The organism is Candidatus Nitrotoga sp. AM1P (assembly GCF_013168275.1).
GTDB lineage: Bacteria > Pseudomonadota > Gammaproteobacteria > Burkholderiales > Gallionellaceae > Nitrotoga.
The window spans coordinates 2,928,428-2,945,849 of sequence record NZ_AP019547.1 but is presented as its reverse complement, the minus strand read 5'-3'; the positions used below and the strand labels follow the sequence as shown (position 1 = coordinate 2,945,849).

The window sequence follows — 17,422 nt, the reverse complement described above, 5'->3', positions numbered from 1 at the left end:
CCGCACACATTCGTCAGGCGTTACCGATGCCTCGTGTGGGAAGGCCGATTTGACGCGCGAAATCCAGCATGCGTTCGATAGAGACCTTGGCACGACGCCCGATTACCGGATCAACATGTATCTCATTCTTCCCTCTTTCCAACACGTCAGCCAGATTTAACAACCCGTTCATCGCCATCCACGGACAGTGATTACAGCTAGTGCAAGTCGCGCCATCTCCCGCCGTAGGCGCTTCAAGAAACATCTTGTCAGGCGATAACGTTTTCATCCTGTGCAGAATACCGTTATCGGTCGCCACAATGAACTTGTTTGCAGCCAAACTCTGTGTTGCCTTAATGAGCTGCGTGGTGGAGCCCACCACATCAGCAAGCTGCACCACTGCCGGGGGGGATTCCGGGTGAACCAGCACCTTGGCATCCGGGTGTTGCGCCTTGAGTTCAGCCAACTCCTTGGTCTTGAACTCGTCATGCACCACACATGAACCTTGCCACAGCAACATGTCGGCACCACTTTGTTGCTGAATGTAGTGACCCAGATGACGGTCCGGTGCCCACAATATCTTCTGCCCCTGCTCCTTTAGATGCTTAACGATAGGCAACGCGATAGAACTGGTTACCACCCAATCGGCGCGTGCCTTTACCGCCGCACTGGTATTGGCATATACCACCACGGTGCGATCCGGATGTGCATCGCAGAAAGCAGTAAACTCCTCCACCGGACAACCAAGATCGAGCGAACAGTTTGCATCCAAATCAGGCATTAATACGCGCTTTTCCGGGTTGAGGATTTTCGCTGTCTCACCCATGAAACGCACCCCCGCCACCACTAATGTTTGCGCCGAATGCTGATGGCCGAAATTGGCCATATCAAGGGAGTCAGATACACAACCGCCCGTAGCATCGGCCAAGTCCTGCAAGTCCGGATGTACATAATAGTGCGCTACCAGCACCGCATCCTGTTCTTTTAACAGTCGCTTGATGCGCTCAATAAGTATGGCTTTTTCACCGAGTTCCGGTTCGCGCGGCTTCTTCGCCCACGCTGTCGAAGTGGCGCAGCCGGGATGATCGTAGGCAATCGATATCATGCCACCCTGCCTCTCAATTTCCTTCATTTGAAATTCTTTCATTCACTATATGTATGGGCCGTTTCAGCCCCTCGTTTTTTCTCTTTCAGGCAGCTGCAAAATCGCTTCGCGGTTACTGGGCGAAAACACCAGCCCTGCAGCTTCCTGCCAAGGCAACCATTGATAACTGAGATGTTCCCGCGATGACAATTGGACAGACAGCACGCAGGGTAATTCCAATCCAAATACATGCTCGGTGTTATGCCGAGTACCTGGTGCATAGCGATGCTGCCATTTTGCATAAATTTCATAGATATTTTGAGTCTGCCAGTCCAGCAAACCATAGAGGTTGGCATCCAAGCCAGTTTCCTCAAACACTTCGCGCGCAGCTGTCTCGCGCAAAGGCTCGCCTTCATCCTGGCTACCGGTGACTGATTGCCAGGAACCTGGGTGATCAGCGCGTTCCAGAAGCAACACCTCAAAATCCAAGGTATAAATCACCACTAACACCGAAACTGGTAATTTATATTGCATGAATGGCGCTAGCAGAAAAAAATCCAGAATGGTTTATCTTGCGATTTCCAGAAAGCTATCGTGTCAGCAAAAATTTCCATAGCCATATTGTGATCCTCAGCAGCCATCCCGAGTGTGCCATTATCATTACGCAATAACAGCACATAACCACAAGCAGGTTGCCAGGAAAGGTCACTCAATGTATCGGCCAGCGCATCCCAATTGCTACCAAACCAATCCGGCACACAAACTGCCTGAGCCATGACAGCGATAAATTTTTCCTTGCCCTCTATCTCAGCCAGATCAATCTCGAACAAGACGCAACCTGCCTCTGCCACTGCTGCGTACAACTCGTCCAAGCGACAACCCAGCCGGTATGCACCCGCCTCACTTACATCTTTTAAGCGCAGCGACAAATTATCCATGTTATTCCACGATGCGCCGAAAAGTCTGGTAATGGTCAGCGCTGTAATAACACTCAACAGGTTGGCCACAGACAATGCGCCGTGCACCACGATTGCGTATTCCAGGTGTTTTCACCGTAAATTCACGATAATAGCCACGCTGACGCTTGGGCAATCGTTTTTCAAAATTACTGAATATCACACCATCACGCGCATATAAAAATGGGCCACCCTGCTTAATGAGATGCAAGGTTTCTCGCCCTTCCAGCGGCAACGCGGACACCGCGATAATCTGCATTTCACGGTCATTATTTGACCCAAACACATCAGCATAAGTTTGTACTGAAACCAATGCCAGCAGCATTGCAAACAAGCAGCATAAAAAATGCAGGATGAACCGTGCGCTAACCATTCTCATCTTAATATGGCTTCAATTTTTTCCCTATTTTGCAACACAAACGGGCAGCGCTGCCATACTATTCCTTCGTCACTTCCACCGTCGTTTGCACTTTCTGACGCAAACGAATATGCAGCTCGTTCAGTTGTTTTTCGTCAACGGCACTGGGCGCTTGGGTTAGCAGACACTGCGCGCGTTGGGTCTTGGGAAAAGCGATCACGTCACGGATCGATTCCGAACCGCTCATCAGCGTAACGATGCGATCCAGGCCAAAGGCCAACCCGCCATGCGGGGGCGCGCCATATTGCAGTGCATCAAGCAGGAAGCCAAATTTTAGTTGCGCCTCTTCCGCACCAATGTTGAGCGCACGGAATACTAATGACTGAGTTTCTTCTTTATGAATACGTACCGAGCCACCACCAAGTTCCCAACCGTTTAACACGATGTCGTATGCCTTCGCCAAACAACGTCCGGGATCATTTTCCAACAGGTGAAGATGCTCATCCTTGGGCGCAGTGAACGGATGATGGCAGGCATTCCAACGCTTAGCTTCTTCATCGTATTCAAACATAGGAAAATCTACCACCCACAGCGGAGTCCATGCCGCACCGCTGACATATTTTTTCTCATGGCCAATCTTGGTGCGTAACGCGCCGAGCGCATCATTCACTATCTTGGCCTTGTCCGCTCCGAAGAAAATCAAGTCACCATTCTGTGCACCTGTACGAGCTATGATTATTTTCAGCGCGTCTTCATTCAGATTCTTCACGATAGGCGATTGCAGGCCAGTTTCATTCAACTGCGTCACGTCATTGACTTTAATATAGGCCAAACCGCGTGCACCGTAGATGCCAACGAACTTGGTGTATTCATCAATTTCACCGCGCGTAAATGAGCCACCACCCGGCACACGCAACGCTGCCACGCGCCCGTTAGCTTGATTGGCAGGAGCAGAAAACACCTTGAATGCCACATCTTTTACCGCATCTGTAACATCGGTAATTTCCAATGTCACTCTCAAATCGGGCTTATCTGAACCGAAGCGCGCCATCGCCTCAGCGTGAGAAATACGCGGAAACGGATTGGGCAAAACAGTACCCAACACCTCTTTGAATACGGTGCGAAGCATTTCCTCCATCAACGTCATAATCTGCTCTTCACCCAGGAATGATGTCTCAATGTCCACCTGAGTAAATTCAGGTTGGCGGTCTGCGCGCAAATCTTCATCACGGAAGCATTTAGTGATTTGATAGTACCGGTCAAAACCTGCCACCATGAGCAATTGCTTGAATAGCTGCGGCGACTGCGGTAACGCAAAGAACTCTCCTGCATGAACGCGCGATGGCACCAGATAGTCACGCGCACCTTCCGGGGTGGATTTGGTCAGCATCGGCGTTTCAATATCGATGAAACCCTTTGCATCCAGGAAACGACGGAACGCCATTGCTGTTTTGTAGCGCAGCATCAGATTTTTCTGCATCTGCGGACGCCGCAAGTCAATCACGCGATGCGTCAGGCGCACGTTCTCCGACAGATTTTCATCATCCAGCTGGAACGGCGGCGTAAGCGCAGCATTCAGCACTTCGATTTCATGGCATAGAATTTCGATCTCGCCGCTACCAAGGTTGCTATTGGAACTGCCTTCCGGGCGACGGCGCACGCGTCCGCTGATACGCAGCACGAATTCGCTACGCACCGATTCAGCAATTTTGAACATGTCCGCACGATCCGGAGCACATACCACTTGGGCCAGCCCTTCGCGGTCGCGAAGATCAATAAAAATCACCCCGCCGTGATCACGGCGACGGTGTGCCCAGCCACATAAAGTAACAGCTTGACCAAGATTTGAAACGTTAAGATGTCCACAGTAATGAGTTCGCATATTTTCAATAAGTTAATCTAATAAATGGGTGAATTGCGTTGATTTTCTGGCGCATAAGGCATAGCGGGGGTAGCCACTACGCCCATTGAAATAATGGATTTCAAAGCCACATCCACACTAATGTTGAGTTCGATGGTATCAGCACGACGTACGTAGAAATAGAACCCGTTTACCGGGCTGGGTGCGGTGGGAATAAATACTCCCACATACTCATCTTTAAGTTGTTGCGTCACCTCACCCGGGATAGCGGTCTGAAATGCCAACGACCATGCCTCGGGGTGCGGATATCGCACCAGCAGCACCTTACGGAAAGCAAGCCCGTTGCTGGACAGTAACGTATCGCTAACTTGTTTCACGCTGTGGTAAATACTGCTTACCACCGGAATGCGGCGTAGCAGACCTTCCCAATAACTCAACAGACGCTGTCCGAGGACATTGTGCACCAACAAACCGGTACCAAGCACGATCACTACGGTGAGAATCACACCCAACCCGGGAATGTGAATACCAAGTAATTTATCTGGATACCAATTCACCGGCAGTAGCAGCAGACTCTGGTCTAGCGTACTAATCGTCAGGTTCAGAACCCAGATGGTAATGCCAAGCGGAACCCACACCAATAATCCGGTGAGCAAATATTTCTTCACCCGTTGCCACCCGCAGTTGGCGTGGCAGAACTCACTGTGCTGGTAGCTGATTCTGATTTAGCTTCTGGCTTACTGCCCGAACCCTTAAAGTCCGTGGCATACCAACCACTCCCCTTGAGTTGAAAGCCCGCGGCTGAAAGCTGTTTGCTGAATGTAGGTTTGCCACATGCAGGACATACAGTCAACGGCGTATCGCTGATCTTTTGCATGACATCTTTTTGTACACCACAACTGCTGCAACGATATTCGTAAATAGGCATGGCATCCTCCTGTTAGGAATCAAAAAGGCGTACATTATAACGCAGCCTCACGCCAGATGCCTGACTCCAACCCATCCAGCGTCCACTCGCCAATCCGGTAACGAATCAAACGCAAAGTAGGGTAACCCACTGCGGCTGTCATGCGGCGCACCTGACGGTTCTTACCCTCACGAATAATGAGTTCCAACCAACTGGTTGGTTTATTTTTACGCTCGCGGATCGGAGGAGCACGCCGCCATAAGTTTACCGGTTCTTCCATCAATCTTGCCATAGCAGGCAAAGTAACAAAATCAGGCAGCTTTACTCCACTACGCAATTGCACTAATGCCATCTCGCTTGGCTTGCCTTCTACTTGCACCCAATAAATCTTGGCCAACTTATGAAGTGGATCCGTAATACGGTGTTGCAACAAACCGTCATCAGTAAGCAACACCAAACCTTCACTGTCAGTATCCAGCCGTCCGGCTGGATATACATAAGGGACAGTGATATAATTTGCTAGCGTTGGATGCAGGCCGTCGCGGCCAAACTGACAGATCACGCCATAAGGTTTGTTGAACAACAGGATGCGACTCATCCGACTTTTCCACTCATTAATAGCGATCCATATTACCCCAAGCTTTTCATCGGGGAGCGAAAATACATGACCCAACACATCCAGATTCCGCCTCAAGGCCAAAAAATTACCGTTAACAAAGACTACACACTCAACGTGCCAGATCAACCTATTATTCCATTTATTGAAGGCGATGGCACGGGTGTAGATATCACCCCTGTTATGCGACGCGTGGTGGATGAAGCGGTCACCAAGGCTTACAACGGTAGGCGCCAAATTGCATGGATGGAAGTGTATGCCGGTGAGAAAGCTGTAAATATCTATGGTGACGATACATGGCTGCCGGATGAAACGGTAGAAGCAGTGCGCAACCACGTTGTGTCCATTAAAGGACCACTCACCACCCCTACTTCCGGCGGAATGCGCTCGCTCAATGTAGCATTGCGCCAGATTCTTGACCTATACGTATGCTTACGTCCAGTACAATGGTTCCAGGGCGTTCCTACCCCAGTGACAGAACCGGAAAAAGTGGACATGGTGATCTTCCGTGAAAACACTGAAGATATTTATGCGGGTATCGAATGGGAAGCTGGCTCGCCAGAATCTAAAAAATTAATCAAATTTTTACAAGATGAAATGGGCGTAACGAAAATTCGTTTCCCAGAAACCTCTGCTATTGGCATCAAACCAGTGTCCATCGAAGGTAGTGAACGCTTAATTCGTCGTGCTATCCAGTATGCTATAGATAATAAGCGCAAGTCCGTCACCTTGGTACATAAGGGTAACATAATGAAGTTTACCGAAGGCGGCTTCAAAAAATGGGGCTACGAACTCGCCAAGCGAGAATTCGGCGGGGTAGAAATCGACGGCGGGCCGTGGCTAAAGCTGCCCGAAAAATATGGAGACGGAGGCATCATCATTAAGGACGTAATTGCCGACGCGTTTCTACAGCAAATTTTGTTGCGTCCTGCAGAATATGACGTTATCGCTACCTTGAATCTCAACGGCGACTATATATCTGATGCACTGGCGGCAGAAGTCGGTGGTATTGGTATCGCACCGGGCGCCAATTTGTCTGATAGCATTGCCATGTTTGAAGCCACCCATGGCACCGCACCGAAATATGCTGGCAAAGATTATGTAAATCCAGGTTCATTGATTCTCTCAGCAGAAATGATGCTACGCCATATCGGCTGGTCGGAAGCCGCCGATCTAATTATCAAGGGCATGAACGGGGCAATCGCCGCCAAGACCGTCACCTATGATTTCGCTCGACTGACACAAGGTGCACAACAAATATCGTGCTCTGCATTCGGCGAAGCAATAGTTAAAAACATGTAAATGACAGAGTAAGTTGGTTGGGTAAGACCGAGATTTATCTTAACAGTCACCCACAATCAGCTGAAAACGGTGTTTTTAACTTTAAGGCTCTAGAATAAAGTGCACTCTCTTGTTTCATCCGTTGACATAACCTCCTCTTTTTCGATCGCATATCTGACGCGGGGACGTCAATATTATCGTGAGAACAAAGTCACAGCGCTAAGTACCAGCCCCAATGGGGCCTTGGTTACCGCACTTGTCGCAGGCTCAAATAAAAATCGCTATCACGTCCATATCCTTCTGCAGGCGGAGCCAGGAGGTCATATATTTGTCAATGGGGAATGCACTTGCCCGGTAGGCTACAACTGCAAGCATGTTGCAGCAACGCTAATCAAGGCTCAAGCAGAGCCCCCACTTAAAGTTCCTACGCCAGCAAATAAAGCATCGCCGAATGTGACGGGTTTACCAGATGAAATTTCCATCTGGCTGAACGAAGTGGCCCGTGCGGCAATACCGACACCAGGCCGAGATACCTTGCCAACGAACGAGTTGCAGCGTTTACTGTATATTTTAAAATTACATGATGGCAAGCCAGCGGCAGTGGAAGTGACATTTTTCACTGCCAGATTGCTCAAAGCCGGGGGTTTTGGCAAAAAAACGCATCATAATTCCCTAGCTAATATCTTTATCGGGGCGACGCCACGCTATTTTACCGGGCGGGATCAGGAAATCATAGCTGCATTAAACCTGATGCGCGCGACAGGTGGTAATTTAGCTGGTGCACAGGGTAGCCGATGGATGACAGAAATGATCACCACTGGCAGGTGCTTCTGGGAAACACCTGATTCCGAACCTCTGTCCTTTGGTGAAACATACATCACGCAACCTGTTTGGACCATGGACACACAGGGAAACCAACGGCTATATGTTGAAACGGTACCACCATCGCAGGTACTACCGTTTTCTCCCCCTTGGTATGTCAATGAAGTCACATCGGTCTGCGGCAAATTGGATATCGGCCTGTCCGACGAAATTGCTTACGCCCTGATTAGCGCACCCGCGATCCCATCAGCACTAGCCGGCCGTATCAGCAATGAATTGACACAAAAACTACCCGGTATAAAAGTTCAACTGCCACAGGTACTGCAAGAAAGAAAGGTAAGCAATCGACACCCTGTTCCATGTTTACGTTTTTACACAGTAGCATTAAATCCGCCGCCTTATGTGGGTTCTTTTCACGCTAAAGACGGCCACTACGATGAGCCAAAAACACTCGACTTGGTGCGCCTTGAATTCGACTATGGCGGCGTACGAGCCGACGCTATGTCAACCGAAAAATCGATAGCACAGCGTAGTGGTGATGAATTGTTGCGCATCGACCGCGATGTTACCGCCGAAGAAAGTTATTTCCACGAACTTACCGGCTTGGGGTTTTTCTTTGTTGATTTATCAATTTTTTCCGAATTACATAACAAACACAAAGGTTCTTTTATTCTGGGTGGAGATGACAAAGAGTGGATCAACTTCTGTCTTACCAACCTCCCCGATCTACGAGTGTCTGGCTGGCAGATCGAAATGGAACCAAACTTCAATTTTCGTTTCGCCGAGATTGAAGACTGGACAGCTACCGTCAATGAGGACGGTGATAACAATAACTGGTTCGGCATAGAGCTGGGTATTCAGATAGACGGACTACCAGTCAACTTGTTGCCTGTCCTGCTGGATTTAATTCGCCAGTTTCCAGAAAAAATGAACATGCAGGCACTAGCGCAGCTTAACGCTGAAGAGGTGCCGCTCATAGCCCGCCTTGCTGATGGGCGCTTGGTGACATTACCGATTTCCCGCATACAAAACATTCTGTCAGTACTGATCGAGCTTTTCGATAAAGATACAGTGCATAATTTGCAGCAAATCGAGTTGTCTGCGGTTCAGGCGGGACGACTAGCAGAATTGGAGGAGGTTGTCGGTTTGCGCTGGCTGGGCGGTGAGCGTTTACGTGAATTAGGACGCAAGCTGCGCGATTTCAATGGCATTCAGCCAGTTCCGCCGCCTGTTGGTCTGAAGACCGATTTGCGGGGCTATCAACAAGAAGGGCTTAACTGGCTGCAATTTCTACGCGAATATGAACTGGCCGGCATTCTGGCTGACGATATGGGGTTAGGTAAAACCGTGCAGGCCTTGGCTCATCTTCTAGTAGAAAAAGAATCGGGGCGCATGAACCATCCCAGTTTGGTAGTCGCCCCCACCAGCCTGATGTTCAACTGGCTGCGGGAGACAGAGCGTTTTGCGCCGGATTTACGCGTGTTGGTATTGCAGGGTCAATTGCGCAAACAACATTTCGAATCTATCGGGGCTTATGACTTGGTGCTCACCACCTATCCCTTGCTGCCACGCGATAAAGAGGTGCTAATCGGACAAGAATTTCATTTATTAATCCTTGATGAAGGTCATATCATCAAAAATCCAAAGTCGCAAGCCACTCAAATTGTGCATCAAATTAAAGCGCGCCATAGACTAGCGCTTACCGGCACACCGCTGGAAAATCACCTTGGTGAATTATGGTCGCTCTTTCATTTTCTACTGCCAGGATTATTGGGCGATGACAAAAATTTTCGTAAATTATTCCGCACACCCATCGAAAAGCAAGGTGACAACACCCGGCGCGCGGTACTTTCACGCCGCATTACCCCATTTCTGCTACGCCGCACTAAAGTACAGGTAGCCAAAGAATTACCACCCAAAACAGAAATTATTCGCTCCTGCGAACTATCTGGTGCTCAGCGTGACTTATACGAAACTATCCGGGTAGCGATGCATGAAAAGATACGCCTGGAAATCGACAAGAAGGGGATGAATCGCAGTCATATTATTATTCTTGATGCACTGCTTAAATTGCGTCAAACCTGTTGTGATCCACGCCTGCTTAAATTGCCTGCTGCGAAACAGGTAACACATTCAGCAAAGCTGGAACTTCTTATGTCTTTGCTACCGGACATGGTGGAAGAAGGGCGGAGCATCCTGTTGTTCTCTCAGTTTACCTCTATGTTGGCATTGATCGAATTAGAACTTGCTAAATTTAACTTGCCCTATGTCAAACTGACCGGAGACACGCGCGATCGCGCCACACCAGTACAACGTTTTCAGAGCGGAGAAATACCCATCTTCCTGATCAGTCTCAAAGCGGGCGGTGTAGGCCTGAACCTCACCACCGCCGACACCGTCATTCATTATGATCCGTGGTGGAACCCGGCGGTAGAAAATCAAGCTACTGACCGCGCCCATCGCATAGGCCAGGAAAACCCAGTTTTTGTCTACAAACTGATCACTGAAAGCACCGTAGAAGAAAAAATTGTTGCCATGCAGGAGAAAAAACGTAACTTAGCGCAAGGTATTCTGGATGATAACGGAGAAACTATTGCTCCACTTTCTACAGAAGAGTTGGCAATGCTATTCGAGCCGTTGCAAACATTAAGTGCGATATAAACGGGAAAGATTCGTTCTGCGGTTATAAACGCTTGCTAAAACTCCACTTTCAAATTGTATAGTGCTATTCAATAATTTTAAATTAATAAAAAAGCCTGCTTAAGCAGGCTTTTTTAAACCAAGAACCTATTTAAGGGGCCTGAATATTGGCAGCTTGTTTACCTTTAGGACCTTGAACAATATCAAAAGTAACTTTTTGGCCCTCTTTAAGAGACTTAAAGCCACTCATAGTAATTGCGGAAAAATGCGCGAATAAATCTTCGCTACCATCATCCGGAGTAATAAAACCATAACCTTTTGCATCATTAAACCATTTAACTGTACCGTTTGCCATGTTTCACTTCCTTAGCTAAAAAACCGGGGGGATTCCCGTTAAACTGTTTGAATTCCAAGAGCGTACATGGCAAAACCAGTACTGCAGGTAACTTGCATTCAAACACCCATACACTTTTTACTCCTGTTTAAGCGATTTCGTCAAGACTTATGCACTTTATTTTCTGAATTGTTTTCAAAAGTACTTGAAAAAACCTCATGAATCATCGAACATACCGCCATAAATAAATGTAACAATAACAACCATGGCAACGAAATATGAAAACACATCCCTGCTGAAAGCAGAACAAAGCAAGATCAAACCACCCAAACTGTATAAGGTGCTGCTCTTTAACGACGAGTTCACCACAATGGATTTTGTAATCGAAGTTTTACAAACTTTTTTTTTGATGAACCGTGAACGCGCCATTCAATTGATGCTCAAAGTACATCATGAAGGATTGGCAATATGCGGGGTCTATACTAAGGATATCGCAGAAACGAAAGTTGAACAGGTATCGGCATTTGCCAAACAGCACGGACATCCGCTACGATGCGAATTAGAGGAAACATAAATTATGATCGCGCAAGAACTTGAAATCAGCTTACACTTAGCGTTTGTCGAAGCACGCCAGAAACGCTTCCAATTTATCACGGTGGAGCACCTGCTACTTGCTATGCTGGATAACTCTTCTGCGGTACATGTGTTGCGCGCCTGCGGAGCCGATATTGAAGAGTTGCGCGCAGTACTGACCGATTTTATTAATACTCATACTCCAGTAGCGCCAGGTAACAGTGAAGTAGACACACAGCCCACTGTCGGCTTCCAGCGAGTCATCCAGCGCGCTATTTTGCACGTGCAATCATCTAACAAAAAAGAAGTTTCCGGTGCCAACATCTTAGTTGCCCTGTTTAGTGAAAAAGATTCCCATGCCGTGTTTTTCCTGAACCAGCGTGCTATCACTCGGCTGGATGTAGCAAACTATATTGCGCATGGAATCGATAAAACAGCTCAATCAAGTACCAATAAATCAGCAGATTCTGAAATAGAGCAAGAACCGAGCCAGAAAAGCGCCCTGTCCGATTACACGCTGGACCTCAACGCACAAGCTTTGGCTGGGAAAATCGACCCCCTAATCGGACGCGAAACCGAGCTGACGCGAGTTATTCAAACCTTGTGCCGCCGCCGCAAAAACAATCCACTACTGGTCGGTGAGGCTGGCGTAGGTAAGACTGCTATCGCCGAAGGCTTAGCGCGCCGAATTAAAGAAAACAATGTGCCAGAAATTCTCAAAAACGCCCAGATCTATGCATTAGACATGGGCGCACTGCTGGCCGGCACTAAGTATCGTGGCGACTTTGAACAACGCCTGAAAGCTGTCCTCAAAGAATTAGCCGATGAACCTCATGCCATTCTGTTCATCGACGAAATACATACCCTAATAGGTGCAGGTGCAGCTTCGGGCGGCACCATGGATGCTTCCAATTTACTCAAGCCGGCACTTTCAAATGGCACACTTAAGTGCATCGGTGCTACTACCTATCAAGAATATCGCGGCATTTTCGAGAAAGATCATGCGTTATCCCGCCGTTTCCAAAAAGTAGATGTGCCAGAACCCTCAGTTGTGCAGACCATTGAGATTCTAAAAGGGTTAAAGTCTCGCTTCGAGACTCATCATGGCATCAAATACAGCACCGCTGCGCTAACTAGCGCGGCCGAACTTTCATCGCGTTTTATCAATGACAGACATCTTCCTGACAAAGCAATTGACGTGATAGATGAAGCAGGTGCGGCACAACGCATTCTGCCAAAATCAAAACAGAAAAAACTTATCGGCAAACATGAAATCGAGGACATCATTGCCAAGATTGCACGCGTACCTTCACGCACTGTTTCTTCGGATGATCGCAATCTATTGAAAACGCTGGATCGCGACCTCAAGACCGTTGTGTTCGGCCAGAATGCCGCCATTGACGTGCTGGCGCGCGCCATAAAAATGTCCCGGAGTGGATTGGGCAATCCGCAAAAGCCAATCGGCAGCTTCTTGTTCTCTGGCCCTACCGGGGTAGGCAAAACCGAAGTAGCGCGTCAACTTGCCTTTGCAATGGGCATGCCGCTAAACCGCTTTGACATGTCTGAATATATGGAACGTCACGCGGTGTCGCGCCTTATCGGAGCACCACCTGGCTATGTCGGCTTCGACCAGGGTGGTCTACTCACTGAAGCAATCAACAAGCAGCCCCATTGCGTCTTACTACTAGACGAAATTGAGAAAGCACACCCAGACATTTTTAATATTTTGTTACAAGTGATGGATCACGGCACACTCACTGACAACAACGGACGCAAGGCAGATTTCCGTAATGTGGTTATCATTATGACCACCAATGCAGGGGCCGATGCATTAAGCAAGGCACAAATTGGCTTTACCAAGAGCGGAGTGAGCGGTGACGAGACGGCCGAAATCAAGCGACTATTCACTCCAGAATTCCGCAATCGATTGGATGCTACCATTTCCTTCGCCGCACTGGATAAAGAAGTCATCCTGCGCGTAGTAGACAAATTCCTGATACAGCTTGAGGAACAACTACATGAGAAGAAAGTTGAAGTCATTTTCACCGATGCACTCAAAGACTACCTTGCCAAAACTGGCTTCGACCCACTAATGGGCGCCCGCCCGATGGCGCGTTTAATTCAGGACACCATACGTAGCGCACTGGCAGATGAATTATTATTCGGCAAACTATCCAATGGCGGCAAAGTAATTGTCACAATAGATAAAGACGAGAAGGTGCAATTGGAATTTACGGAAGAAATTGTTGTTGTTTAATTTTATTACCCTACATTGCATTGATTAATATTGAATTTGTTGAACAGCAGCGTAATTACTAGTACACCAAACTCAAAAAATTTCAATATATGGTTATTTTAACTGGCGCTGTCGTGAATATTTAATCAATACAATATTTGCGTAACTAATGAATGCCAGTAATGATCATCGCAACTTTTCTACAGAATGTAGAGGAAATTAATTCCCAATAGTGCGATTACGCCCCATTTCTTTAGCCATAAACAAGTGGTTATCTGCAAGTTGCAATAACATTTCAGCATTTAACAATGTTGGGGCTTTGCTAGCCACTCCAACGCTAATTGTAACTATTAAATCTAGATGAGTATTTCCCGCAGCTACATTCTGACGCAGTCTTTCTGCATACTGATAGGCTTGCTCCGCTTGTGCATCCGGACAAATCACTAAAAATTCCTCCCCACCAAAACGGCACACCATATCCTGCTTACGTGCGGATGAGCGTAAAATTTGCGCCACTTGTTTCAGTACATCATCCCCAACCTTATGGCCATAAGTATCGTTAACTTTCTTAAAGAAATCTACATCTACTATCATGCACGACAGTGGGCGACCACTGCGCTCTGCCATCGCCCACTGCTGCTCTAGATAATCATTTGCATGACGACGATTAGGCAACTCGGTGAGAACATCAGTAAGCGCCATCTGTTGCAATCTCTGATTTGATGCCGCCAACTGCGCAGCAATGGTGCGTAACTGCTGATGTTCAACCTTCAGTTCTTCCTGTAGCTGCACCATACGCTGAGTAACACACAGCCTCGCACCCAGCACTTTTGAATTAACCGGCTTGGTTAAGTAATCAGAGGCTCCAGCCTCAAATATCTCTTCTATCCTATCCGAATTTTCTTGAGTCATCATGACAAATACATGGATATTGCGCCAAAGCTCGATGTCTCTGAGCGCCTTGCAAAATTCAATGCCATTCATTTTAGGCATATGCCAGTCTGTAATGATAAGCTGAGGCATAAATTTATCGAGCATAGTTAACGCTTCCACCCCATCGCCCGCAGTAACAACCGTATGCCCGGCCTTTGTCAGCAACAGTTTCAGCACCAACGTCGTTGCATAATCGTCCTCCACCAGTAGGATACGCAATGCATAACATGTCTCCAAACCAATCTCCGGTGTCCCGATATCAACTATTTCCAGCTCAGTAGGTGGCGCAGCTTGCAAAATTTCCTTGAAGAGGGGTATGTCTGCCGAATGGATGCCGAATAATTTACTCCACTCACGCCATTCCTGCACCGTCTTATCGCCTAACTCAGTAAAAACATCGGTCTCCAAGCCCAGCCTGGCGGCGCTAAGAATCAATTTCTGCACCATTTTGTGCCGTTGTCGTTCGTGCGATAAACACGCCTTGGAAAAACAGCTTGCGATATGTAATATATTTAAGACGTGCCAACTCCGATTGCCTTCGGCAAGATCAGACAAAGCTGGATTTTCGTGATGTAAAGCGGCTATCTGGAATATTTGTGGCAGACCCCAGTCTGCTAACATTTCTTTACTCAGTTGATTATGATCAAGTCCGAATTCAGTGCGTTCGAGATCAATTAATGTGATATTTGTGTCTACTGCTCGGACTTTTTCAAGAATGAGGGCATATTCCTGAGGATACGCCGTTGCTAGCCCTAAGAAACCAACTTGACCCAGCAAGCCGAGAACAAACATTTCTTCAGCTGCCCCCATTCTACGGCCTTCTACAAAGTTTTTTGCAGCAATTGCCATTAACAACGATTGCGACCAAAAATTCTGATAATCGAATTTTCGGCAAGCCCCATCCCGGCTACCCTCCATTAGTGACAAACTTAACACCATATTACGTACAATACTCAAACCCAACGACATGACCGCATCTGTTATGGATACAATAGGTCTTGTCTGATAGGACATAAGCACATTGGCCATCTTAATCAACCGACCTGACAATGCCGGGTCCGTCTTTATCGCGTGCGCAATCTCCTGAGTTGTTACATCTTCCTTCAAGGTAAGCTGAATTATTTTCAGAGCCATACCTTTAGGGGAAGGTAAATGATCTTTCGCCTTTAGTTCCTCAAACTTAACATTAACCATAGCTCACTTTACCATCAATCCGGCCAAGTACAACTTTCGATACTATATAGCTAGTCTATGCTATACGTACGACGATGCCTAATGAACTCGCGCAATGCTGGCAAAAATGAAATAACAATGACAATAACCACCATCAGGGTCAGGTTATCTTTCACCACTGGAATATTGCCTAAAAAGTAGCCTCCTATAGTGAAAAGGCTAATCCACGCAATACTCCCTAACGCGCTGAATAACATAAAAATGCGATAACGCATCAAACCAATGCCAGCTACAAATGGTGCAAATGTTCGTACGATGGGCAAAAAGCGGGCAAACAGAATCGCCTTTCCTCCGTGCTTCTTGTAAAACATATGCGTCTTTTCCAAATGCTCATGTTTGAGAAAGCGCGAATTAGCACGCTTGACTAAACGCATGCCTATCAACCGACCGATCCAGTAGTTGGTGCTATCCCCCGAAAACGATGCAGCTATCAGCAACGGCAAAACCAACTGGATTTCCAGCGCGCCAACCCCGCACAGCGCACCTACCACGAACAACAACGAATCTCCCGGTAAAAAAGGCATCACCACGAGTCCGGTTTCGCAGAAAATAATCATGAACAGGATGGCATAAATCCACATGCCATATGCCTGCATGATTGCTAATAAATGAACGTCCAGATGCAGGACAATATCTATAAAAGAAGTGAGCAGTTCCACGGCCTAGGGTAATACTTCTTCAGCTACTTTTTCCGTCTTAATGAAATCCTCGCGTGAAACACCCATCAGCATAAGCAATGGGCTAGCCACCAGCACCGAGGAATAAATACTAAACAGAATGCCAATAGTCAACGCCAGCGCAAAATAATGCAATGTCTCCCCGCCCAAGAACAGCATTGCTGTCACCATCATTTGGGTGCAGAGGTGGGTAATGATCGTACGTGACATGGTGCGCGTAATCGCATTGTCGATTATTTCAGCAACCTCGGTCTTGCGCATCTTACGAAAGTTTTCCCGGATACGATCGAACACTACCACTGATTCATTTACCGAGTAGCCCAACACGGCTAGCAACGCCGCCAGTACGGTAAGGGAAAAATCCCACTGAAAAAATGCAAAAAAGCCAACAATAATAATTACGTCATGCAAATTGGCGATTATCGCGGCAAGACCAAACTTCCACTCGAATCGCACCCAGAGGTAGCACGCGATGCCAATGCATACCAGCAATAACGCAAGTGCACCATTTTCCACCAGATCTTTGCCAACTTGCGGACCGACAAATTCAACCCGGCGCATTTCCACACTGGCATCCTGCTGACGCAACTTGTCGAGAATCTGCTCGCTCAATTTCGCGCCTACTACATTCTGTTTAAGCGATACCTGCAGCAGAACATCATGACTAGAACCAAAGTTTTGCACCAACACGTCATGCAGCCCCAAATCAGTCAGTTGCTCACGCACCTTTTCCAGATCAGCAGTCTGAGAGTAATGTACTTCCATCACCGTTCCACCAGTGAAATCCACACCAAAATTCAATCCTTTGGTTGCGATAAAAAACACCGCCAGAATAAATGTCGCCAAAGAAAAAGTGGTGGTATACCGCCCATAGCTCATGAACGGAATGTTGCGATTAATCTTGAAAAATTCCATTTATTGCCTCTTTCTAC

16 protein-coding genes are annotated in these 17,422 nt (G+C 47.4%); 4 read left to right on the top strand and 12 right to left on the bottom strand.

Annotated features, from left to right (window positions below; genetic code table 11):
- Positions 1–13 precede the first annotated feature (13 nt).
- The 8 genes from nadA to W01_RS13470 all read right to left on the bottom strand — a co-directional run bounded on the left by nadA (position 14) and on the right by W01_RS13470 (position 5,743).
- On the bottom strand, positions 14–1,111 hold the full coding sequence (nadA, locus tag W01_RS13505) for a quinolinate synthase NadA (RefSeq protein WP_173055508.1): 1,098 nt from the start codon (positions 1,109–1,111) through the stop codon (positions 14–16).
- A gap of 36 nt (positions 1,112–1,147) precedes the next feature.
- A complete protein-coding gene (gene nudB / locus W01_RS13500; RefSeq protein WP_173055506.1) occupies positions 1,148–1,597 on the bottom strand; it encodes a dihydroneopterin triphosphate diphosphatase in 450 nt (149 codons plus the stop codon).
- Between the two features lie 8 nt (positions 1,598–1,605).
- Positions 1,606–2,001, bottom strand: a complete 396-nt coding sequence (locus W01_RS13495) for a barstar family protein (protein WP_173055504.1) — start codon at positions 1,999–2,001, stop codon at positions 1,606–1,608.
- 1 nt (position 2,002) lies between these two features.
- A complete protein-coding gene (locus W01_RS13490) occupies positions 2,003–2,392 on the bottom strand; it encodes a ribonuclease domain-containing protein (protein WP_173055502.1) in 390 nt (129 codons plus the stop codon).
- 64 nt (positions 2,393–2,456) lie between these two features.
- The gene (gene aspS, locus W01_RS13485) at positions 2,457–4,259 is read right to left on the bottom strand and encodes an aspartate--tRNA ligase (RefSeq protein WP_173055500.1); all 1,803 of its coding nucleotides are present in this window, start codon (positions 4,257–4,259) and stop codon (positions 2,457–2,459) included.
- Between the two features lie 17 nt (positions 4,260–4,276).
- On the bottom strand, positions 4,277–4,906 hold the full coding sequence (locus tag W01_RS13480) for a DUF502 domain-containing protein (RefSeq protein WP_173055498.1): 630 nt from the start codon (positions 4,904–4,906) through the stop codon (positions 4,277–4,279).
- The gene (locus W01_RS13475; RefSeq protein ID WP_173055496.1) at positions 4,903–5,166 is read right to left on the bottom strand and encodes an FmdB family zinc ribbon protein; all 264 of its coding nucleotides are present in this window, start codon (positions 5,164–5,166) and stop codon (positions 4,903–4,905) included. The genes W01_RS13480 and W01_RS13475 overlap by 4 nt, the downstream gene beginning before the upstream one ends.
- 34 nt (positions 5,167–5,200) lie before the next feature.
- A complete protein-coding gene (locus W01_RS13470; RefSeq protein WP_173055494.1) occupies positions 5,201–5,743 on the bottom strand; it encodes a pseudouridine synthase in 543 nt (180 codons plus the stop codon).
- A 66-nt stretch (positions 5,744–5,809) separates the two neighbouring features.
- On the opposite strand from W01_RS13470, the gene icd reads away from it, so the two are divergent.
- Both icd and W01_RS13460 read left to right on the top strand, forming a co-directional pair.
- On the top strand, positions 5,810–7,063 hold the full coding sequence (gene icd / locus W01_RS13465; RefSeq protein ID WP_173055492.1) for an NADP-dependent isocitrate dehydrogenase: 1,254 nt from the start codon (positions 5,810–5,812) through the stop codon (positions 7,061–7,063).
- Between the two features lie 222 nt (positions 7,064–7,285).
- The gene (locus W01_RS13460) at positions 7,286–10,525 is read left to right on the top strand and encodes a DEAD/DEAH box helicase (RefSeq protein ID WP_173055490.1); all 3,240 of its coding nucleotides are present in this window, start codon (positions 7,286–7,288) and stop codon (positions 10,523–10,525) included.
- Positions 10,526–10,655: 130 nt separating this feature from the next.
- Here the strand turns inward: W01_RS13460 and W01_RS13455 are convergent, their stop codons facing one another.
- Positions 10,656–10,859 (bottom strand): cold-shock protein, encoded by a 204-nt coding sequence (locus tag W01_RS13455; RefSeq protein ID WP_173055488.1) that lies wholly within the window; start codon positions 10,857–10,859, stop codon positions 10,656–10,658.
- Positions 10,860–11,103: 244 nt separating this feature from the next.
- On the opposite strand from W01_RS13455, the gene clpS reads away from it, so the two are divergent.
- Together clpS and clpA are read left to right on the top strand one after the other, a co-directional pair.
- The gene (gene clpS, locus W01_RS13450; protein ID WP_173055487.1) at positions 11,104–11,412 is read left to right on the top strand and encodes an ATP-dependent Clp protease adapter ClpS; all 309 of its coding nucleotides are present in this window, start codon (positions 11,104–11,106) and stop codon (positions 11,410–11,412) included.
- Positions 11,413–11,415: 3 nt separating this feature from the next.
- Positions 11,416–13,668 carry an ATP-dependent Clp protease ATP-binding subunit ClpA gene (gene clpA, locus W01_RS13445; protein WP_173055486.1) on the top strand — a complete coding sequence of 751 codons (2,253 nt, stop codon included), beginning with the start codon at positions 11,416–11,418 and terminating at the stop codon, positions 13,666–13,668.
- Positions 13,669–13,866: 198 nt separating this feature from the next.
- Here the strand turns inward: clpA and W01_RS13440 are convergent, their stop codons facing one another.
- From W01_RS13440 to secF, 3 genes are read right to left on the bottom strand one after another with little or no spacing between them, the layout of a single operon-like run.
- Positions 13,867–15,774 (bottom strand): diguanylate cyclase, encoded by a 1,908-nt coding sequence (locus tag W01_RS13440; protein ID WP_173055485.1) that lies wholly within the window; start codon positions 15,772–15,774, stop codon positions 13,867–13,869.
- A gap of 50 nt (positions 15,775–15,824) precedes the next feature.
- On the bottom strand, positions 15,825–16,472 hold the full coding sequence (locus W01_RS13435; RefSeq protein ID WP_173055484.1) for a DedA family protein: 648 nt from the start codon (positions 16,470–16,472) through the stop codon (positions 15,825–15,827).
- 3 nt (positions 16,473–16,475) lie between these two features.
- Entirely contained in the window at positions 16,476–17,405 is a 930-nt protein-coding gene (gene secF, locus W01_RS13430; RefSeq protein ID WP_173055483.1) for a protein translocase subunit SecF, read from the bottom strand.
- Between the last annotated feature and the right edge of the window lie 17 nt (positions 17,406–17,422).